Source organism: Shewanella sp. c952 (genome assembly GCF_019654975.1).
GTDB lineage: Bacteria > Pseudomonadota > Gammaproteobacteria > Enterobacterales > Shewanellaceae > Shewanella.
This window is the reverse complement of sequence record NZ_BPEW01000010.1, coordinates 78174-98857: the sequence shown is the minus strand read 5'-3', so window position 1 is coordinate 98857 and position 20684 is coordinate 78174. Positions and strand designations below refer to the sequence as shown.

The 20684-nt window shown below is 42.0% G+C and carries 19 protein-coding genes and 4 tRNA genes; 12 read left to right on the top strand and 11 right to left on the bottom strand.

Features of this window, described 5'->3' with window-relative positions; all coding sequences use genetic code 11:
- Positions 1 to 80: 80 nt before the first annotated feature.
- The 4 genes from nagK (at position 81) to K5R16_RS09490 (ending at position 5032) form a co-directional block, all read left to right on the top strand.
- Positions 81 to 986: an N-acetylglucosamine kinase gene (nagK, locus tag K5R16_RS09505; RefSeq protein ID WP_220737325.1), complete on the top strand. Its 906-nt coding sequence runs from the start codon at positions 81 to 83 to the stop codon at positions 984 to 986.
- A 51-nt stretch (positions 987 to 1037) separates the two neighbouring features.
- The gene (gene nagA, locus K5R16_RS09500) at positions 1038 to 2174 is read left to right on the top strand and encodes an N-acetylglucosamine-6-phosphate deacetylase (protein ID WP_220737324.1); all 1137 of its coding nucleotides are present in this window, start codon (positions 1038 to 1040) and stop codon (positions 2172 to 2174) included.
- A gap of 117 nt (positions 2175 to 2291) precedes the next feature.
- Positions 2292 to 3455, top strand: coding sequence for a transmembrane glucosamine N-acetyltransferase NagX (nagX, locus tag K5R16_RS09495; RefSeq protein WP_220737323.1), 1164 nt, complete (start codon positions 2292 to 2294; stop codon positions 3453 to 3455).
- Between the two features lie 263 nt (positions 3456 to 3718).
- The gene (locus K5R16_RS09490; protein ID WP_220737322.1) at positions 3719 to 5032 is read left to right on the top strand and encodes a sugar MFS transporter; all 1314 of its coding nucleotides are present in this window, start codon (positions 3719 to 3721) and stop codon (positions 5030 to 5032) included.
- A 529-nt stretch (positions 5033 to 5561) separates the two neighbouring features.
- Here the strand turns inward: K5R16_RS09490 and K5R16_RS09485 are convergent.
- The 4 genes from K5R16_RS09485 to K5R16_RS09470 form a co-directional block, all read right to left on the bottom strand.
- A complete protein-coding gene (locus K5R16_RS09485) occupies positions 5562 to 6155 on the bottom strand; it encodes a hypothetical protein (protein ID WP_220737321.1) in 594 nt (197 codons plus the stop codon).
- Between the two features lie 115 nt (positions 6156 to 6270).
- Positions 6271 to 6738, bottom strand: a complete 468-nt coding sequence (locus K5R16_RS09480) for a hypothetical protein (protein WP_220737320.1) — start codon at positions 6736 to 6738, stop codon at positions 6271 to 6273.
- Positions 6739 to 7709: 971 nt separating this feature from the next.
- Positions 7710 to 7785 (bottom strand) — tRNA-Thr (locus K5R16_RS09475).
- 50 nt (positions 7786 to 7835) lie between these two features.
- Positions 7836 to 7911 (bottom strand) — tRNA-Phe (locus K5R16_RS09470).
- A 173-nt stretch (positions 7912 to 8084) separates the two neighbouring features.
- Between K5R16_RS09470 and K5R16_RS22490 the strand changes: the two genes are divergently transcribed.
- Positions 8085 to 8216 (top strand): hypothetical protein, encoded by a 132-nt coding sequence (locus K5R16_RS22490; protein WP_259649814.1) that lies wholly within the window; start codon positions 8085 to 8087, stop codon positions 8214 to 8216.
- A gap of 357 nt (positions 8217 to 8573) precedes the next feature.
- On the opposite strand, the gene K5R16_RS09465 is transcribed toward K5R16_RS22490, so the two are convergent.
- A tRNA-Thr gene (locus K5R16_RS09465) sits at positions 8574 to 8649 on the bottom strand.
- 50 nt (positions 8650 to 8699) lie between these two features.
- A tRNA-Phe gene (locus K5R16_RS09460) sits at positions 8700 to 8775 on the bottom strand.
- Between the two features lie 370 nt (positions 8776 to 9145).
- Here K5R16_RS09460 and K5R16_RS09455 point away from each other — a divergent pair.
- On the top strand, positions 9146 to 9697 hold the full coding sequence (locus K5R16_RS09455; RefSeq protein ID WP_220737319.1) for a cytochrome b: 552 nt from the start codon (positions 9146 to 9148) through the stop codon (positions 9695 to 9697).
- Positions 9698 to 9751: 54 nt separating this feature from the next.
- Positions 9752 to 10327, top strand: a complete 576-nt coding sequence (locus K5R16_RS09450) for a YceI family protein (RefSeq protein ID WP_220737318.1) — start codon at positions 9752 to 9754, stop codon at positions 10325 to 10327.
- Positions 10328 to 10379: 52 nt separating this feature from the next.
- On the opposite strand, the gene K5R16_RS09445 is transcribed toward K5R16_RS09450, so the two are convergent.
- Positions 10380 to 10658 carry an oxidative damage protection protein gene (locus K5R16_RS09445; RefSeq protein ID WP_020913719.1) on the bottom strand — a complete coding sequence of 93 codons (279 nt, stop codon included), beginning with the start codon at positions 10656 to 10658 and terminating at the stop codon, positions 10380 to 10382.
- A 2-nt stretch (positions 10659 to 10660) separates the two neighbouring features.
- Positions 10661 to 11725 (bottom strand): A/G-specific adenine glycosylase, encoded by a 1065-nt coding sequence (gene mutY / locus K5R16_RS09440; protein ID WP_220737351.1) that lies wholly within the window; start codon positions 11723 to 11725, stop codon positions 10661 to 10663.
- 255 nt (positions 11726 to 11980) lie between these two features.
- On the opposite strand from mutY, the gene trmB reads away from it, so the two are divergent.
- The 5 genes from trmB (at position 11981) to K5R16_RS09415 (ending at position 16386) form a co-directional block, all read left to right on the top strand.
- On the top strand, positions 11981 to 12694 hold the full coding sequence (gene trmB, locus K5R16_RS09435) for a tRNA (guanosine(46)-N7)-methyltransferase TrmB (protein WP_220737317.1): 714 nt from the start codon (positions 11981 to 11983) through the stop codon (positions 12692 to 12694).
- A gap of 53 nt (positions 12695 to 12747) precedes the next feature.
- Positions 12748 to 13074, top strand: a complete 327-nt coding sequence (locus K5R16_RS09430) for a YggL family protein (protein ID WP_220737316.1) — start codon at positions 12748 to 12750, stop codon at positions 13072 to 13074.
- Positions 13074 to 13988: a glutaminase B gene (gene glsB, locus K5R16_RS09425; protein ID WP_220737315.1), complete on the top strand. Its 915-nt coding sequence runs from the start codon at positions 13074 to 13076 to the stop codon at positions 13986 to 13988. Before K5R16_RS09430 ends, glsB begins: the two co-directional genes overlap by 1 nt.
- Before the next feature lie 196 nt (positions 13989 to 14184).
- Complete coding sequence (locus K5R16_RS09420) at positions 14185 to 15006, top strand: YggN family protein (RefSeq protein WP_220737314.1); 822 nt, start codon at positions 14185 to 14187, stop codon at positions 15004 to 15006.
- Between the two features lie 438 nt (positions 15007 to 15444).
- Positions 15445 to 16386, top strand: a complete 942-nt coding sequence (locus tag K5R16_RS09415; RefSeq protein WP_220737313.1) for a LysR family transcriptional regulator — start codon at positions 15445 to 15447, stop codon at positions 16384 to 16386.
- 546 nt (positions 16387 to 16932) lie between these two features.
- Here the strand turns inward: K5R16_RS09415 and K5R16_RS09410 are convergent.
- The 3 genes from K5R16_RS09410 to rdgB all read right to left on the bottom strand — a co-directional run bounded on the left by K5R16_RS09410 (position 16933) and on the right by rdgB (position 20638).
- Complete coding sequence (locus K5R16_RS09410; RefSeq protein ID WP_220737312.1) at positions 16933 to 18777, bottom strand: DUF885 family protein; 1845 nt, start codon at positions 18775 to 18777, stop codon at positions 16933 to 16935.
- A gap of 125 nt (positions 18778 to 18902) precedes the next feature.
- Positions 18903 to 20039, bottom strand: a complete 1137-nt coding sequence (gene hemW, locus K5R16_RS09405; RefSeq protein WP_220737311.1) for a radical SAM family heme chaperone HemW — start codon at positions 20037 to 20039, stop codon at positions 18903 to 18905.
- The gene (rdgB, locus tag K5R16_RS09400; RefSeq protein WP_020913710.1) at positions 20039 to 20638 is read right to left on the bottom strand and encodes an RdgB/HAM1 family non-canonical purine NTP pyrophosphatase; all 600 of its coding nucleotides are present in this window, start codon (positions 20636 to 20638) and stop codon (positions 20039 to 20041) included. Before rdgB ends, hemW begins: the two co-directional genes overlap by 1 nt.
- Positions 20639 to 20684 lie beyond the last annotated feature (46 nt).

The window sequence follows — 20684 nt, the reverse complement described above, 5'->3', positions numbered from 1 at the left end:
AACATACAGTTAACTTATTGGGTTTTTCAGTTAAGTTTACCAGCTCAACATTAAATATTAGAACGATAAAGAGGTTTGTCATGGGCATAGGCCAGGCGAAAGAAGCATCCTTGTATATTGGTATTGATGGTGGTGGCAGTAAATGCCGCGCAACTATATATGCGAGTGATTTCAGCATTGTGGGAACTGGCGTCGCAGGACGTGCCAATCCGCTGCATGGTTTAGCACAAACATTCCAATCTATTGAAGAGTCAACTCAATTGGCGTTGGCAGATGCAGGGCTTAAAAGCTCGGACAGTAAACGCTTAATAGCAGGGCTTGGACTTGCAGGCGTTAATGTCTCTAGGCTTTATGAGCAAGTATTGAATTGGCAACATCCGTTTGCTTGTATGTACCTAACTACTGATCTTCATACTGCATGTATCGGTGCTCATGAAGGTGGTGATGGCGCCGTCATCATTACCGGCACCGGTTCTTGTGGCTACGCACATGTTGCTGGTGAGGAGCTTTGTCTTGGTGGTCATGGTTTTGGTTTAGGTGATAAAGGTAGTGGGGCATGGCTTGGACAACAAGCCAGTGAACAGGTGCTACTCGCGCTAGATGGTTTTGGAGAGAAAACCATACTCACAGAACGCTTATTCGCTCATTTCAATGTTAACAATGCCATGGGGATCGTAGACAATTTAGCTGGGCAATCGTCTAGTACCTATGCCAAGTTAGCGAGAAATGTGTTTGAAGCTGCCCAATTAAAAGATGGCGTTGCACAAGACATTGTGCGTGAGGGCGCTGGCTATATAAGCGAGCTGGCAAGAAAGCTATTCACTATAGAACCACCGCGTTTCTCTATGATTGGTGGTCTTGCTGAACCGCTGGCCAATTGGTTAGATGATGATGTTATAGCTGAAATAGCTCCGACGCTACAGCCTCCAGAGTGGGGCGCAGCATTCTACGCACAGCAACAGCATAATAAGCTGCAACAGAAATAGCTTGGTGCTGTTTCGATGGTGGCATAGACAAAAATTGATAGTGAGTTTCAAATGAAGCAGACAATAGTAGCAGAGCGACTTTTTGATGGGCAGCAGTTTCATTCTGAGCTGCCTATCACTTTTGAAGACGGCAATATTATCGCGTTTGATACCGTCAAGGGCGCTAAAGAGTCTAAAGTGAATGGCACTGTTTGCCCCGGATTTATTGATGTTCAGGTAAATGGCGGCGGCGGAGTACTGTTTAATGCAACCCCTACTCGTCAGGGAATCGAAGCAATAGGTCTTGCTCATGCAAAGTTTGGAACGACAGCCTACTTACCAACATTAATAACCGACAACGTAAGTGTAATGCAACATGCTGCCGATGCAGTAGCTGATGCTATAGCCGCTAAAAGCTCTGGTGTTTTAGGCGTTCATTTTGAAGGGCCACATTTATCAATACCGAAAAAGGGCGTTCACCCACAGCCACATATTAGGCGTATTTCAAATGCCGAGCTTGAGGTGTTTAGCCGTCAAGATTTAGGAGTAAGAGTTGTCACTCTGGCGCCGGAGAATGTTTCACCTGAAGTTATATCGGCGCTGGTGGAAAGTGGCGTAAAGGTTTGCTTGGGTCACTCTAATGCTGACTATGACACGGTAAAGGCGGCTTTAGATGCCGGTGCCACAGGTTTTACTCATCTCTTTAATGCAATGTCTGCTTTTGGCTCACGTAGCCCTGGCATGGTTGGCGCAGCGCTTGAGAGTGCAGATGCATGGTGTGGACTTATTGTTGATGGGCATCATGTCCACCCAGCAGCCGCTAAAGTGGCTATTAACGCCAAGCCTCAAGGCAAAGTCATGTTAGTCACTGACGCTATGCCGCCAGTAGGGCTTGATAGCGAAGAGAGTTTCGAGCTATTTGGCACAGAAGTCATACGTGTTGGTGATCGGCTTAATGCGGTAACTGGCGAGCTTGCTGGCTGCGTACTTGATATGGCTGGAGCTGTTAGGAATAGCGTTTCTATGCTTGATCTGTCACCAGAGGAAGCGATGAGAATGGCGTCTCTGTACCCGGCCAAATTCTTAGGTATAGATAAGCAGTTCGGTTCACTAGAGATTGGGAAGCGTGCTGATTTAGTGTTAATCAACGATGAATATAAGGTGCAGCAAACCTATATCGGCGGACAGTTAATTTTTTCTGCGCGTTAAAAGGTATTTGATTCATGTTACCTAAACCTCTGTAGCTTAGGCTATCGAGGTTTTTTGTTATACACCTAAATCGTTGAAATTGAGCCATAGCAGCTATTTGTTTAAAGAGTGATACTAATGACAATAATAAAAGATACCCATTCACAGACAGATCCCAGCCCTAAACAGAAAAAAGTAAGACTTAAGTCACTCGATGCGCTTCGTGGGTTCGATATGTTTTGGATCTTAGGCGGCGAAGCAATATTTGCAGCACTCATCGTATTAACGGGGTGGGGCGGCTTAAATTGGTTCGATAAACAGATGCACCATAGCACTTGGCATGGTTTCACCTTCTACGATTTAATCTTTCCGCTATTTATATTTTTATCAGGTGTTGCACTTGGGTTATCACCAAAAAGGCTAGATAAGCTGCCAATGCATCAGCGAATGCCACTCTATAAGCACGCTGTAAAAAGGTTACTGCTATTGCTATTGCTCGGGGTCATTTATAACCATGGTTGGGGCACAGGTGCTCCTATGGCATTGGGAGATATTCGCTACGCAAGTGTATTGGGTCGTATTGCTTTTGCTTGGTTCTTTTGTGCCTTACTCGTTTGGCATACGAGCCTCAGAACCCAAGTGATCACCAGTGTTACTATTTTAGTGGCTTACGCGGTATTGCAACTGTTTCCACTAGTCACACTTGATGGCACAGGCTCGTTTACAGCTACCGGATCAATAAATGCGGCTATCGATAGCATGTTATTACCTGGCGTCACTTATCAAAATGCAGCGGTTGACCCTGAAGGGATCTTATCAACTATTCCCGCAGTCGTTAACGGCCTCCTAGGTGTTTTTGTCGGTCACTTTATTGTTAAGACCCATGCCAAAGGGGAGTGGTATAAGCTTGCTGTAATGTGTTTGTTAGGTTTAGGGCTACTCGTTCTGGGCTGGCTGATATCACCTATTATTCCGGTCAATAAGACATTATGGACCAGCAGTTTTGTGCTGGTTACATCCGGTTGGAGTTTGTTGTTATTGACGCTATTTTATGGCGTTATCGATGTTATGAAGCTTAGTCGCTGGGCATTTCCGTTTATTGTGATTGGCTGTAACGCGATAGTTATCTACCTTGCCACCAGTATTGTTAACTGGAAGTATACTGCTGAAAGCCTATTTGGCGGGATTATCAATTGGTTTCCTGTACCAGCTCAGAGCTTAATGGCAGTAATCGGATTATTACTAGTGCAGTGGTTAGTGCTCTATTGGATGTATAAACGATCAATTTTCATAAAGGTTTAAGTCTTTGTAATTAAGCTGCTGAGTTGCGCCATTAAAGCGACTGGATAGCAGTTGCTGGTGTATGAAATTAATTCGCTAAAAGTTAAAATGACAGCGTTGTCTTTTTGGTGGTAATGTTTTAACATCAATGAAACAATAACCCAGCATTGGGTACTAAAAGCAGATAAAAATCTGTTGTTGATAAGTCAAGAACATGGAAGGATGGGATAACAGGCGATTCTGTTATCATCAAATTAATTACTATAAGAAGCAGGTTTAAATACATGACAGCAACGACTCAGGCTCAAGCTAGCCCTAAGAGCAGTATTCTACCTATGACCATAATAGGTGTGCTCTTTTTTATCTTTGGATTTGTGACATGGCTTAACGGCTCTTTGATCCCATTCCTTAAAATCATCTGTGAGCTGAATGAATTCCAAGCGTTATTTGTCACGTTTGCTTTTTATATTGCTTATACGGTGATGGCACTACCGATGTCATCGATACTCAAGAAAACCGGCTATAAAAATGGGATGGCTATCGGCCTTGCCATCATGGTTGTCGGTTCCTTGCTGTTCATCCCCGCAGCTCAAAGTGCCAACTTTATCCTATTCTTAGGTGCACTGTTTGTTTTAGGTACTGGACTTACTATTTTGCAAACAGCATCTAACCCTTATGTGGTGCATATCGGCCCTAAAGAGAGTGCTGCGATGCGAATAAGCATCATGGGTCTCATTAACAAAGGTGCGGGCGTTATCGTGCCTATTTTGTTTACAGCATTAGTACTGTCAGGTTTTGAAAACTTCACAGCAGACCATTTAGCAGCATTGAGTGAAGCTGAGCGAACAGCGCAAATTAGTGAATTGTCTTCACGTCTTGTTGCGCCATATATCTATATGGCTATCGCTCTGACATTTTTGATTGGCTTAGTGAAATTTTCATCACTGCCTGAATTAGAATTTGAAGCCGCGGACGATCACCAAACTAAAGGCAGCATTACTCATTTCCCGCAGGTGATATTAGGTGCCTTAGCACTATTTGCTTATGTCGGTGTTGAAGTGATCGCCGGTGACACAATTGGCTTGTATGGTGCTAGCTTGGGGGTGAATAACTTTGCCTCATTAACCTCGTATACCATGGTATTTATGGTGCTGGGTTATATTATTGGTGTCACCTGTATTCCTCGATTTATTACTCAAGAAAAAGCACTGTTAGGTTCGGCTATAGCGGGTATTTTATGTGTTGTTGGTGCAACGACTGCATCCGCTGATAGCACATTTATAGCGGACATTTTATGGGGCTGGAGTGGTATTCCTGTTATTCCCAATACGGTCACATTCGTGGCGATGATGGGGCTTGCGCATGCATTGGTTTGGCCATCAATCTGGCCTCTAGCGCTTGAAGGACTTGGTAAATATACCGCGCAAGGTTCTGCACTGTTAATTATGGGGATCTCCGGTGGCGCTATCTTACCGCTAGTTTTTGGTAAGGTTGCTCACTTTGCTGACAATACACAGCTAGCTTACTGGGTGTGTCTGCCTTGTTACCTATTCATTCTATTCTATGCGCTTAAAGGCCATAAGATGCGTAGCTGGTAGCTGGTACAGCTAGTTAACAGTTCATCGCAGCAATATCTATTTAAGGGAGCCATGGGCTCCCTTTTTTATTTGTCGCTAGGCTAGAGCAATAGAGTTCCTGTAGAAGGCTCTCTGATAGTTCTCTTTTTTACACTGAGGAGGGCATCTACCACTTAACCACTTTTGGACAGAAATGCCTTAGCACAAAGAGTTTAAAGGTCAGTATAAGGGTTCAGAAAATATATGGTAATTCAGCTGTAATGAGCTTTTGCAAGTCGCCGTGAATATATCCCTATAGGCTCTGCTAAATGATCCATGATTTAGAAGCTTGCACAGCTCAAATCAGATGAATAACGAGTAAGCCCACTTTAGTCGCTAACTTATTATTGGACAAAACCTTGTTAGAGTTAAAGCGCTTGGGGTGTTGAGTTTCATTAGGGAAAGTATGGCAAACGGATATGTGGTAACGCCTAATTAACGGGCTAAAAATAGTGGGCTAAAATGGAGCGAAGCGAACAGCCCACTGTTTTTAGTCCTGTTGAATTGCTTGTTATAAGCCAAAATGCGCACCTAACGAATTTGCTGCTTTAAATGCACCAAGGCAAAATAAGCCATAGGAAGACAAGACTACAAAAATATTAAAAGTATTAATGCTATGACCTAGCTTTAACCAACCGTTAGCAAACGAAAGTTGAGATAAATATGTAGTACCCGTAGCTAAAGCAGCACAAAGAACACCTAAACAGAAAATAAAGATGGAGCTTGTTAGGCTGTTTGCAACAACTTCAGATGTTGATGTTTCCCAAATTTTTCCAGTAAAAGCTAGAAGTGCAGCCGCCGCGCCACCGTTAATAACCATACTAGATTTTAATGCTGATTGACCTGCCGTAATTACAGATTTGAACATTTCAAGAGAATGGGCAGTTTCATTATTTGCGTATGCAATATTACGGTCATTTTCAGCTTTAAATTTAGCAAGCCTTGATTCGTGGTCTTGTGATTTATAATAAGTATCGTTTTCTACGTCTTTATCAAATAGTTTAAGATAATTTTCCATAGCCTCTATAGAGAAAGTTGAGTGCCCTTGTTTCTTTATTGGATCAAGTGCTTCTCTTATTTCTTTGAGGACATCAGATGCTTTCATATGACGCAAATTCCCTTTGGCTTATAACGCCCTGTTAAGGGGCAAATTGTTGTTGGCTAAAATGTGAAGCGAAGCGGAACCAGCCAACTGTAATTTGTCCCGCTTGAACAGCTTGTTATGTTTTCGTTAACACCAATCTGTCATTGCCATAGTTAATTGTAAAATGATAATTTTTGAAACCTTTACCTGTAGGTTTTAAAACCACATTTCCAGTTACGTTTTCTTTGTTAAGATTATTAACGTTTGCTTCAGGACCAATCCATAGCGTTGCCGTAATTTGAAATTCGTATTTTCCAATTTGGTTTAATACTATTTCTTCAACTCCATCACACCAATAGTACTCTGGAGTATGACAAGCTTTTAACTTCCACGAAAATAGCCACTCTAAATCTGAAGCTAAACTAGAATTTTCTACGTTAAATTGATTTCCAAGAATAGCGCTGAGCGTTAAAGCTCCATGCCTTTCCATTCGAAGAATACCACGACTAATCCTTAACTTACTCGAGTACAACTTTTCAAAATATCTATCTGATTTATATTCATCACACATTATTAATGCTTCAACGGAAGCTACTGAAAACATACAGCTTATTCATTAGTCGCTCGATAACGTTCTTAGCAACTCGTTAATTTTTTAACAAACTATCACTGCTAAGGCATTGCTGTAAATAGATAATTTCTAAGTTCAGGCTACAAAAACAGCCTTGTTGAGTGCGGAGAAAGAGAGCCTAGGGTGTTCAATGGGTCCGTGTATCACTTTTATATATTTCCCATGAGTCTGATTTTTATAGATTTTGTGAAATGTTAAAAAATTATCGATGCCTAGCAGGACAGTTTTTGGCATCTTTATTTGCGCGATAATGGGTCTTTTTAGTCACTTTTAGTTATACCTGTGTAAATATCCAGCTTCATTTCAACCTACATGAGAATACGTAATCCACGTTTAACCTAAAGTTAGCTAACTTTGGGGCAAAATTGAGTTACAAAACTAATAGAACATACCAACTCCCCATCGGAGTTGCCGAAATGCGGAGATGAAAATGCCGTAGAACCATCATGGTCTTTCCCGCGCATCCATGCACTTCAAGACATTTAAGCATCCTGTCTATCAGATGATGGTTCAGGCTCGGCGGGACATGGATGTCCCATCTGAGCCGTTAGGCCATTTTTATTGGAGCATGAGGAGCAACAACTCCGTAGGGGCGTCATGGTGGATGCAAGGAGGATAAGGACGAGCAGTCCTCCTTGCTCGGGTGTGGGCGAAGCGCCACGACTTTGATCAAGCGTAGCTTGATAAAACTTATAGAGGTCCAACTAACTTTGGGGCAAAAGTTAGTTTCAAAAACTTACAGAACACACAACTCCCCATCGAAGTTGCCGAAGTACGTTGAAGAAATAACCGTAGTGCCAACACGGGTGTGGGCGAAGCGCCACGACTTTCGTCAAGCGTAGCTTGATAAAATTAATAGAGAGTTAGCTGCTGCTAGGAGAGGCTGGTAAAGTGAGACTATTAGGCACAAAAAAGCCACTCTATAGAGTGGCTTTTTGTTTTTATGGTGCCGGCACCAAGAGTCGAACTCGGGACCTACTGATTACAAGTCAGTTGCTCTACCAACTGAGCTATGCCGGCTTATCTTGCTAACAAGTTACTGTCTACACAGAAAACTCATTATAAAATGTTGGTGCCCGAACCCGGAATCGAACCAGGGACACGAGGATTTTCAATCCTCTGCTCTACCGACTGAGCTATTCGGGCAACTATCGTTATATAAATAAAATGTATAAATATAAGCGTTAGATTTGCTACTTCAAACCAAGCTGTTAAAGCCTGTGTCGTTTGGAGTGCGCGTATATTATAGCGATGCTTTGCGTGGTGCAAGCGCTTTTTTCGATATATGGCTAACAAATAGCCGTACAAACTGAATTGTGATGATAATTGATTATTTGCCGATTATTTTGCCTAGAAAAAGCCCAGTTAATGCTATTCAAGTTAATGCCATGGCTTTCACCATGAATATTGGCCAGTCATTGATCTGGATAGTTGAGTGGGATTTTGCGTAGCAACCATGGTTTGGATCAAAGATAATACCAATTGCATTAAGTATTTGACCCGTTCAGAGCCCCTCAGTCTTTTCAATTCAAAGCGCATTGGTAAAGAAATGGTTATTCCCTTTTAAGCCAATACAAAGCAGAAGTGGAAAGACTGAGGGGCTCACGTAGTGCGGGTTTCAAAACGCTGTAAGCTTCGCTATGAGATTTGGATATAGAATAACTATTAGCTCAAATCCCACTACTTGCCTACAGCGCTTTGAATTCCCGCTGAATGGTCAAACTTTTAATGCAATTGGTATAACTAGCGAGTGAATGTAAATTTTAGGCACAAAAAAGCCACTCTATTGAGTGGCTTTTTTGTTTTTATGGTGCCGGCACCAAGAGTCGAACTCGGGACCTACTGATTACAAGTCAGTTGCTCTACCAACTGAGCTATGCCGGCTTATCTTGCTAACAAGTTACTGTCTACACAGAGAACTCATTATAAAATGTTGGTGCCCGAACCCGGAATCGAACCAGGGACACGAGGATTTTCAATCCTCTGCTCTACCGACTGAGCTATTCGGGCAACTATCGTTATATAAATATAAGCGTTAGATTTGCTACTTCAAACCAAGCTGTTAAAGCCTGTGTCGTTTGGAGTGCGCGTATATTATAGCGCTGAGTTTTATCCTGCAAGTGCTTTTTGTTTTTAGTCTTACTGTTCGCTTAGTTTGTGTGCAGTTGCAAAAAAAAGAACAATGCTAACGACTCATAAATAGGTTTTAACGGGAATAAATGAGCATTTAGTTAGCTAACACTAGCAGTTAAGGAGTTGGAGTTATTGCCCTGTAATGGCTTTCTATTCTAAAAAGTAGAATGTAAAGACCTATATTTACTGATTTTAGTTGTAAAAATAGAATGTATGATGGCTCTATATTACTTATTTAGGGGACATGATGCTGTTAAATACTAAAAGCTCTTATGGGTTAATTGCGATCCTGTTGCATTGGCTTTCTGCATTTACCGTAATCGGTTTATTTGCTGTTGGTTTTTGGATGGTTGATTTGACCTATTACAGTGAATGGTACAAAACTGCGCCGCATTGGCATAAAAGTATCGGATTACTGCTTCTTTTCGCGACATTTTGTCGAATACTATGGCGACTTTTCACCGCAAAACCTGAGAGTTTAACTACTCATAAAAGTTGGGAGGTCAAAAGCAGTCATGTTGCCCATTTCGTTTTGTACTTGCTTTTAGTGCTCATCATGTTGAGTGGATATTTGATATCAACTGCTGATGACCGAGGTATATGGGTGTTTGATTGGTTTGAAATACCTAGCTTTGGAGCCATTGTTGATGACCAGGCCGATATTGCTGGAGTTATCCATCAGTACGCAGCATACAGTTTGATTGGTTTGGCCATTGTGCACGCTATTGGGGCATTGAAACATCACTTTATCGATAAAGATTCAACATTACTTAGAATGATTAAAACTCAGCAAGACTAACATTTAAACAAGACTACATTTAAACAAGATTAGCACTTAAAGGGAGAGAGTAAGATGAAAAAAGGTTTATTAGCGACAACATTAGCAGCAAGTTTAATGATGGCAAGTTCCGCTCAGGCAGCTGACTATGTTATTGATACTGAGGGAGCACATGCATCGATAGAATTTAGGGTTAGTCATTTAGGATATAGCTTTGTTGCTGGCCGCTTTAATACCTTTGCAGGTGACTTCTCATTTGATGAATCTAAAATCGCTGACTCGAAAGTCAACGTTACCATCAATACTACAAGCGTTGATTCAAATCATGCAGAGCGCGATAAGCATCTACGTAGCGCTGACTTTTTAAACACGGCGAAGTTTCCTGAAGCAACGTTTGTATCAACCTCGGTTGATGACAAAGGTGATGGTAAGTTTGTGCTCAACGGTAACTTTACCTTTAACGGTGTCACTAAACCGCTAGCGATTGACGCTAAGGTAATAGGGGAAGGTAGTGATCCTTGGGGCGGTTACAGAGCGGGTTTTACCGGCAGCACCGAATTTGCGCTTAAAGATTACAACGTACAGATGGACTTGGGACCTGCTTCTTCCCATGTAAGCCTAAATCTGGTGGTTGAAGGGATTAAAAAGTAATTCGAGTTTAGAATAATAAAAAAGCGCCTTGCGGCGCTTTTTTTGTTGAAGACTATTCGTCGTCTTTTTGAGGTACATAACCCTCAATTTCAACGTCTTTACCTTCAAACAGAAAGTTAATCATTTGCTCTTCAAGGAACTTACGATCATCAACATTCATCATGTTGAGTTTATTTTCGTTGATAAGCATCGTTTGCTTGGACTGCCAAAGCGCCCACGCTTCTTTACTCACATTGTCGAAAATACGTTTGCCTAAATCACCAGGGTAGAGTTGAAACCCTAGACCTTCAGCTTCTTTCTTCAAATATACGCAGTTTACTGTGCGAGCCATGATTACTCCTTAATTAATACAGAACCTAAACTCGCTAGAATGCGCTCAGTCGCTGAGGCTAAACCAACTTTAGGTGGATGAGGTAAGTTATACCAGACAGAGGAGTCTTGTTCCATGATCTGGTTATCGCTAATCTTGTTTACTGAAACCAAAACTGGTTGAATATCGAGGTGAAAGTGGCTAAATGTATGCCTAAAGCCAACGAGATCTTCACGATGCTTGATGTTAAATGCTTGTTCACTTATATATTCTTCAAGTTCAGCTTGGCTGGTAAATTGAGGAAAACACCAGAGTCCTCCCCAAATGCCGCTTGGTGGTCTTTTTTGTAGGTGAACATGGTCATCGTGCTCTATTACTAGTAACCATGCTGATTTTTCTGGGATCACTTTTTTAGGCTTTTTACCTGGGTACTCAAGCTGACGTCCACTTAATTGTGCTTTGCAGTCAATTGCTACCGGACATGCTGCACAGTTGGGCTTGGAGCGAGTACATACCGTTGCGCCAATATCCATCATCGCTTGGTTATACTTCTGAATATCTTTTGCTGGGGTTAACGCTTCAGTGAGTTGCCACAGCTGGTTTTCTACAGGCTTCTTTCCTGGCCAGCCATCAATAGCTCCATGTCTCGCCAGTACGCGTTTTACATTACCATCAAGAATGGGGTGATTTAGTCCAAGTGACAATGAAAGCACTGCGCCTGCCGTAGAACGCCCAATACCTGGTAAAGATAATACCTCTTCAAAGTCAACGGGGAAGCTACCTTGGTGCAAGGCTACAATTTGCTGAGCGGCTTTATGCAGATTACGCGCTCTGGCGTAGTAACCTAAACCGGTCCAGTGATGGAGCACTTCATCTTGCTCTGCAGCTGCCAATATTTCAATGCTTGGAAAGCGACTAATAAACTTTTCAAAGTAGGGGATAACAGTTGCAACTTGAGTTTGCTGCAGCATGATCTCTGAAATCCATACTTTATATGGGGTTTTATTTTGTTGCCATGGAAGTTGTTTGCGACCATGTAGGTCGTACCAACTGATAATTCGCTGAGAAAAGGGGGCTGGAGTTTTCATCGGCGCAGTGTAACCACAGAGGAATACTTTAACAAGCAACAGTTGTTATCTCGTTTAAACGATTAACGTAAGTGAATCCTGCTTAAACGGCGGTAAAATAGCTGACTTGATGAGTATTTTTTGTAAAACAGTGCTTGTAACTCGCACAAACTGAGATTATTGGTATAATTTTGCCTCAATAGGGCTTGCACTAAAGGTTTAACTTTGGATAATGCCTTTCTTTTTAATTAATAGCTGTCTTAAGCGAGGGCGAAAATGAGCGACGTAACAACCGCTGAATTCAATGAAGAGGGTAAATACCTTCGCAAAGTAAGAAGCTTTGTATTAAGAGAAGGCCGCCTTACTAAAGGACAGGCTCAAGCGATGGAACAGCAGTGGCCATCTATGGGGCTAGATTATACCCCTGAAGCGATCGATTTAGTCGAGGTGTTTGGCCGCGAAGCTGACACTGTGCTAGAGATTGGTTTTGGTATGGGAGGTTCATTAGTCGAAATGGCTAAGGCGTCGCCAGAACTTAACTTTATCGGTATTGAAGTGCATAAGCCTGGTGTTGGTGCATGCTTGTCAGTTGCAGCAGAAGCTGGGGTGACTAATCTTCGTGTTTATCATCATGATGCATTAGAGGTGCTTGAAAATAGCATTGCCGAAGGCAGTTTAGCTCGGGTGCAGTTGTTCTTTCCTGATCCTTGGCACAAAAAGCGTCACCATAAGCGCAGAATTGTACAGGCTCCATTTGCTGAACTTATTCGCAGTAAGCTTAAAGTGGGTGGCGTGTTCCATCTTGCTACTGATTGGGAAAACTACAGCGAACATATGTTAGAAGTCATGAATGCTGCGCCTGGTTACAAAAACCAATCAGCTACTGGTGATGTGGTCGAGCGTCCAGAGCATCGTCCGCTAACAAAATTTGAAGCGCGCGGCCACCGTTTAGGGCATGGCGTTTGGGATCTCATGTTTGAGCGTGTTTAAGCGCTCTACTGAAATTGACATACTTATAAAATAACCTTTCTAGGAGAATAACCATGGCAGCTAATCGTAGTCGTCGTTTACGTAAAAAATTACGCGTTGATGAGTTTCAAGAGTTTGGTTTCGATACAAACTGGAATTTCAATGACTCTGTAACCGAAGAGCAGATTGACTCAATTGTTGATCAGTTCATTGAAGAGGTTATTGAGCCTAGAGACCTTGGTTTCCATGGTGGCGGCCATAAAGAATGGGAAGGCATTATTGCTACTCAAGCTATCGGTAAGTGTACTGATGAAGACAGAGCAGCAGTTAAAACCTTCTTTGAAGGTCAGCCAGTTTCTGATGTTGAAATCGGTGAGCTTTACGATATTTGGTGGAGTTAATGCCTGAGCTGGCATTGCTTGAAGAGGTTATTGAAAAAGTACGACCTCTTTTAGGTCAAGGTAAAGTGGCTGATTATATTCCAGCCCTTGCTGAGGTCAATGCCAATAAGCTCGGTATCGCTGTGACGACCAGCGATGGTGTCACAATAGGGGCTGGAGATTATCTCGAGCCCTTTTCAATTCAGAGTATTTCAAAAGTCTTCAGTTTAACGCTGGCACTAATGCATTACGAAGAGCCTGAAATTTGGTCTCGAGTAGGCAAGGAGCCATCGGGTCAATCATTTAACTCTCTGGTGCAAGTTGAGTTAGAAAAAGGCCTACCGCGAAACCCATTCATTAATGCGGGGGCTTTGGTTATTGCAGATCTATTGCAAGGTCGCTTAGGCGCGCCGAAACAGAGAATGTTGGAGATTGTCCGCGGGCTTAGTGATAATCAAAAAATTGGTTACGATAAAACGGTTGCCAGATCTGAATATCAACATAGTGCGCGTAATGCCGCTATCGCATATCTGATGAAGTCGTTTGGAAACTTCAATAATGATGTCGACACTGTCCTTAAGAGTTATTTTCATTATTGCTCCTTGAGAATGAGTTGTGCCGATCTGTCTAAAGCGATGATCTATCTAGCTAATGGTGGAAAGAGCTTGGCAGGTAAGCAGCTGATAACGCCTGTGCAGACAAGGCAGCTAAATGCGTTACTAGCCACTTCAGGCTTATATGATGGTGCTGGAGAGTTTGCCTATCGTGTTGGTATGCCCGGAAAAAGTGGTGTCGGCGGCGGGATCATCGCAGTGATCCCTGGTGATATGTCGGTGTGTGTTTGGTCTCCAGAGCTCGATGCTAATGGCAACTCACTCGCGGGAACCGCTGCGCTAGAGAGTCTTTGTCAGACTCTGGGCCGTTCAATTTTTTAGTATTCTTATCTTGCTCACTTAGCAATGTCATATTTAGCCAATAGTTCGCAATATTGGCTATTTTCTGCTGCCCAACAACTGCAATACTAAGCTTTAATCTTTGCTTTTGTTATCTTTAACAATTATTTAGCGCTATTGGCATGCTCTGTGCTTTATCTAGATTAATTATATTTATAAGCGATAAAGGATTACAGCAATGAAAAAACTTCTTACCTCTGTTGGCGTCTCAGCCGTATTACTGTCAGCTTCTAGTTTGCAAATGGTCAGTGCCCATGACGAGTCAGGTCAACACTTTAACAATGAATGTGAAGTATCACTTAATTATGATGTCACCGTTGAGCCTAAAAAGCTGACCGTGAGTGAAGTGGGTAAAGAGCAATACCGCATAGAGGTGAATAAACTTTTTGTTAATGGTGAGCAAATATCACTGAACAAGCAGCAACAACAACTTGTTAGCCAATATGCTGATGAAGTGTCATCACAGGTTCCTGAGGTCATTGAGTTAGTTAATGATGCTGTAGCGATGGCATCAACCGCTGTAAGTATGGCACTGACGCCACTATTAGGCGATGCAACCGGATCAAAAATTGATGAGATGATGGATGGGTTGCAAGATCGAATTCAAGAGGTCGCTTACCAAAATGGTGACAAGTTTTATCTTGGGGCTACCGAGTCTTCTCTTGAAAGTGCATTTGGTGAAGAGTTTGAAAAAGAGATGGAGCAGCTAGTTCAAAACTCAATAGGTACCATGATGATGAGCTTAGGCAGCCAAATGATGTCTGGCGATGGTGATTCTTTTGAGGCAAAAATGGATGCATTTTCAGTAAAAATGGACTCTATCGGTGAAGATATCGAGCTTCAAATGGAAGACCAAGCACAAGACTTAGAAGCGCGTGGAGAAAGACTTTGTGAGAACTTTGAGACTTTAGCAGTGTTAGAGAAAAAGCTTCAAACTCAAATCCCTGAATTAGCGAACTATTCTTTGGTGGCAACGGCAAATAAAGAGCTGCTTGAATAAGCACTATTAGTAACTGTTAAATGTAAAATCCTTGAAATAATCCTTGTGTTGCCTGACCAAATTGCAACAACCCCTGCATCCCACCTTTATGCAGGGGTTTTCGTTTAAACCCCATAGTTGTTCCGTTAGTTTTAGCTTTAACGCTAAATAGAATTAGCGGGCTTATATTTCAGTTACCGAAACCTCTGCCTTGAAACGCCAAAGCCTATAAAAATGCCTTACTTATGCTAGTACAAAAGTACTTATATGATGAGATCTAAGGTTTTTTTGGTATACTTCTAAAAATAAAAGCAAAACCATTTAGTGGTTAAATAAATACAACTCTACTCTAGCGTACGCATATTCACTTAAGATATTGTTCTGTAACATATTTGTGTGTCAGATTTATCTTAGCGATGGAAGTACTATTACTGTCGTAAACACCTTAAGGCGATTTACATGTTAGAACTTTTAGAACCAATCGCAATTTTTACTCATGTAGCTCGAGCGGGTAGTTTTAGCTCTGCAGCACGAAAGTTAGGTATATCTAAGTCTAAAGTTAGTACTCAAGTTGCAGATCTTGAACATAAGCTCGGTGTTCAACTTATACAGCGCACCACTCGTAGCTTAAGCCTTACCGAAGCTGGTCAGTTGCTTTATGCTCAAGGCGAAGAGCTGTTAAGAGATGCAGATCAAGCTGTTGCTAGCGTTCATAATTTAAATGATGCAACACGCGGCGTATTGAAAGTCGGTATTTCACAATCTTTCGGTACCATGCACATCATTCCCGCTCTACCAGAATTTATGGCAAAGCATCCAGAACTTGAGCTACAAGTTAGCTTACTTGATCATAAAGTTGATGTTGTCAGTGAAGGGTTAGATTTACTGCTGACTATGTCTGAGCAGTTACCTTTAGGTATGGTTGCTAGGCCGCTGATGAAGTGTCAGTTCTTGTTGGCTGCATCTCCCTCATATGTCGAACAACATGGTATGCCAAGCCGTCCTGAGCAACTGGTTGATCATAACTGTCTTGTATATCAAGGTGAGTGGCATGAGCACAGTGTTTGGCAGTTTAAGCAAGGTGATGACTATTGCGAAATTGGGGTCTCGGGTAATTTTAGAGTCGATAATGCCCCTGCGCTTAAATCGGCTGCTGTTAGCGGTTTAGGAGTTGTCTATCTAGCGAGTTACTTGCTTGAAGATGAAATAGCTAAAGGGACGTTAGTGCCTATTCTTGATGAATGGCAATTAACTCATCATCTACCTTTGCAAGCCGTTTATCCTCGACGTAAACACCTTGCACCAAAGGTCAGTGCATTTATTGATTTCATTAAAGATCATATTGGCTCACCGCCTTATTGGGATGACCCATATAAAGAATTGTATGCAAAACGTAAGTAAAAATAGGAAACATTGTTTTAAATATTGAACAATGAACTTTTGCCATGACTCTGTGATGGTTAAAAGTCTTTACTATCATGGCTTTACTATGTATTGCTGATTATTTAGTCGGTGCGAATTTAGGCGCTACTAATGCAGGTTTTTATGGTTTAGGTTGCAGTTTGTTCTTAATTTTATACAATGCATGCAGTTGATTCAAAATGATTTGAGTCCTATAACGCAATACAGAATGACCCCTCTTTATTGTGTTGTACAAATCAGCTTTACGCAGTTTTGATTCGATGCTGGCAGAAGTTTAAGAACTAAAACAATGCTAGCCTTAAAACCATCATCCTAGTTTTGGTTTACCCCGGCTTTTACCGGGGTATTTTTCTGTTAAGCGCTTGAACTTTATCTGTACCCTACAATTTGGGTTATTTACTACTATAAGTAAAAACCTAGATAGTGCTTATCAAAATCAGTTCAATAAAAAAGCCACTGTATTTAGTGGCTTTTTTATTGGTTTTTTGAGGGCTACTTTATTTGGATAAAGTAGCCTACGTATCACTAGCTGCTTTTTTCAATCCAAAGATCAATTTCAGACTCTAGTACATCTAACGGCACGGGACCATTTTGCAATACAATCGTATGGAAATCCCTAATATCGAATTTGTCGCCTAGTGCAGTTTGTGCTTTTCCTCGCAACTCAAGTAGCTTGAGCATACCGACTTTGTAAGCAGTTGCTTGTGAAGGCATGACAATGTGTCTCTCTACCATTTTGATGGCATCAGACTCGGCATTAGGCGTGTTAGATACGTAGTAGTTAATAGATTGTTCACGTGTCCATTTTTTGGCATGAATACCGGTATCAACCACTAAGCGGCAGGCACGCCATAGCTCCATTGCTAAACGACCGAAGTCAGAGTAAGGGTCTGCATACATGCCCATCTCTTTAGGAAAATACTCGCTGTATAAACCCCAACCTTCAATGTATGCGGTGTAACCGCCATACTTACGGAACTTAGGCACTCCCTCTAGCTCCTGTGCAATGGCTATCTGCATATGGTGCCCTGGTGTACCTTCATGGTATGCCAGCGCCTCCATTTGGTATTTAGGCATGGCTTTCATGTCATATAGGTTGGCGTAGTAGGTTCCAGGGCGACTTCCATCAGGTGATGGATTGTTATAAAAGGCTTTACCTGCTGACTTTTCCCGAAAAGCTTCGACCTGTTTCACTATCATCGGTGCTTTAGGTTTTACTTTAAACACTTCATCAAGACGGCTACTCATTGTGTCAATCAGCGCAATAGCTTCTTGTAAATAAGCTTGGCGACCTTGATCTGTATCAGCATAGTAAAATTGCTGATCATCTCGCATAAAGGCAAAGAACTCTTGGAGATTGCCTTCGAAGTTGACCTTTTTCATAATGTCGCGCATTTCACCGTGTATACGTGCCACTTCTGATAAGCCAAGCTTGTGGATCTCATCGGCGCTCATATTAGTGGTGGTTGTGCGTGCTAGTGCATTGCTATAATAAGTTTCGCCCTTTGGAAACTTCCAAGCACCATCGCGAGTATCCGCTTTGGCTTCTAGCTTACCCATGTAACCAATCAGCTTGTCATAGGCTGGTTTTACGTCATCAACTAATGCTTCCTTGGCTGCTGTTAGCAATTGCTGCTGCTCATCTGAACTGATTGATAAGGCGTTGACTTTACGTTTGAAGTCCGCCCATAAAGCACTGTCTTCACCTTCATCAAACGGGGCGCCTTTGACAATGTTTTTGCTATCGGAGATGACATATGGAAAGACGAATTTTGGTGCAATAATGCCTTTGTTAACACGAATTTCAAGTGCTGTTTGCAGCTGCGAAAGGCGCTTAGGTACGCCATTTAGACGGCTAATATAGGCTTTAGCATCTTTAATATCGCTGATCTGATGTTGGTTGATCAGGAATGAGGCTATTTGAGAGTGACCACCATACATCTGGTTGACTGGGTAGCTATGGTAACGCCATTGATCATCTTTTATCTCTTGCTCAAGCTTTTGAGTCAGTAGTTGATAACTCAATTTTGTTTGCCTATCTAGCTTATCTACATTGAGCATATTTAGTTGGGCTAAATGCTTTTTAGTGCGCGCTAAATTTGCATCTGTTGCCGCATCACTCATCTCATCCCATTTGTCATAATCGGTTTTTATACCGAGATAAGTTTGAGATATTGGACTTGCTTGCACATTCTCCATGAAAATGGCTTCAAACAGCGCATTAGCTTTTTCTGATTCACTATTAGTCTTTTGAGCCACTGGCTCACTTGGACTTAAATCGGGAGCTGACGTTGGCGCGGCATATACCGCTGAACTTAAGCAAATAGAGAGGGACAGAGCGACGACAGTTATTTTTGTTTTTATTGGCATTTTTAGACTTCCTTAGAATTATGATTGTTATCCTAAAGAAGCCTAGAGTTAATTTTTTGATCTAAGTGTTAGAAAATGTTTCTGTTGAGCTATTTTGTTTAGTAATGACGAATATATTCAATGCTTTATAAGAATTGTGACAATAAGTCATTTACAAACATATGTCCTCTAGGTGTTAGTTGCCAGTACTCTTGGCTTTCTGTCATAAGCCCTTTAGCACAAGCTTGCTCGATACCTTGAGAAATAACACTTCGCTCTAAGCCCGTTCTTTGTTCAAACTCTTCTTTAGGGATTGGAGTCATTAGTCTTAAACGGTTCATTAGGTACTCCAACGGCCTTTCTTCCTCTTCTACAATTGTGGTCTCAGAGGTGTAGTCAGTTGCCGTTAGGTAGCCTTTGGGATGCTTGATTTTTACCGTTCGTACTATTTTATTGTGCGCTACTTGAGTTATTTTTCCGTGTGCGCCGCAGCCTATTCCTAAGTAATCACCGAATTGCCAGTAATTAAGGTTGTGTTGACACTGAAACCCTTCTTTCGCATAAGCCGATATTTCATATTGAACGTAACCGAGTTCAGCAAGTCTTTTCTGCCCTTGCTCGTAAATTCGCCAGAGTTTTTCATCATCGGGTAGCTGTGGAGGTTTGGAGTGAAACAGCGTATTGGGTTCGATAGTGAGTTGATACCAAGACAAGTGCGGCGGGGCAAGCGCTGCAGCAGTTTCAATGTCGGCGAGCGCTTCATCAAAGCTTTGATTTGGTAAGCCATGCATTAAGTCCAAATTAAAGCTTTTATAGCCTGATGTTTTTGCCTTTTTAGCTGCTACTTGCGCTTCTGTTTTATCATGAATACGACCAAGCAGATTGAGTTTATCACTGGAAAAACTCTGAACTCCAATAGACAAGCGTGTAACGCCTGCTTGCTGATAGGCCTCAAAATCATCATGTTCTAAGGTACCTGGATTGGCCTCCATGGTGATCTCTATGTTGGCTTTAAACTTAATCAGTTTATCAACCTCTATGAGTAAGCGTTTTATCTGCGCTGCATCAAACAGAGAGGGGGTGCCGCCACCAATAAAAATTGTGTGTAGCTGCCGACCTTGGACATAATGCAAATCCTGTTTTAAGTCAGCAATAAGCGCGTCGACATATTCCGTCTGTGGTAGCTCTCCATGTTGGCCATGGGAGTTAAAGTCGCAGTATGGACACTTCTGTACGCACCAGGGGATATGAATGTACAAGCTTAATGGTGGCAGGGTTAACATTAGCTAAAAATACCTTGTTGCTTCATTGCTTCAATCAGTAAAACCAACGCTTTACCACGGTGGCTCAATAAGTTCTTCTCATCGCTACTCAGTTCCGCGGCACTGCACTTATGTTCAGCAGGAATAAAAATAGGATCGTAGCCATGACCATTGTCACCAAGTGGGCTAAAACCTATGCTGCCCTCCCATGATGCTTGGCAAATAATGGGAGTCGGGTCTTTTGCATGGCGCATATATACTAATACACACTGAAAACGAGCACTGCGTTGTGTTTGGTTATCTAAAGCTTTTAGCAGCTTAGTGTAATTTTGCTGATCTTTAGCTCCTTCACCAGCATAGCGAGCCGAATATATTCCTGGTGCGCCTTGCAGAAAATCGACCTCTAGACCAGAATCATCAGCAATCGCTGCATGACCGGTTATCTCTGCCGCATGTCGCGCTTTTATTATGGCGTTCTCGACAAAAGTGGTTCCCGTTTCTGCGACTTCAGAAACGTTAAACTCACTTTGGGCGAGGATCTCCACACCATAATCGGCCATCAGTTCGGAAAATTCTTTGAGTTTGCCTTTGTTGCCACTTGCAAGGACGATTTGGTTCATCGGGGACCTTTGAGCTGTCTGAAAATATGGCGGCAATAATAACGAA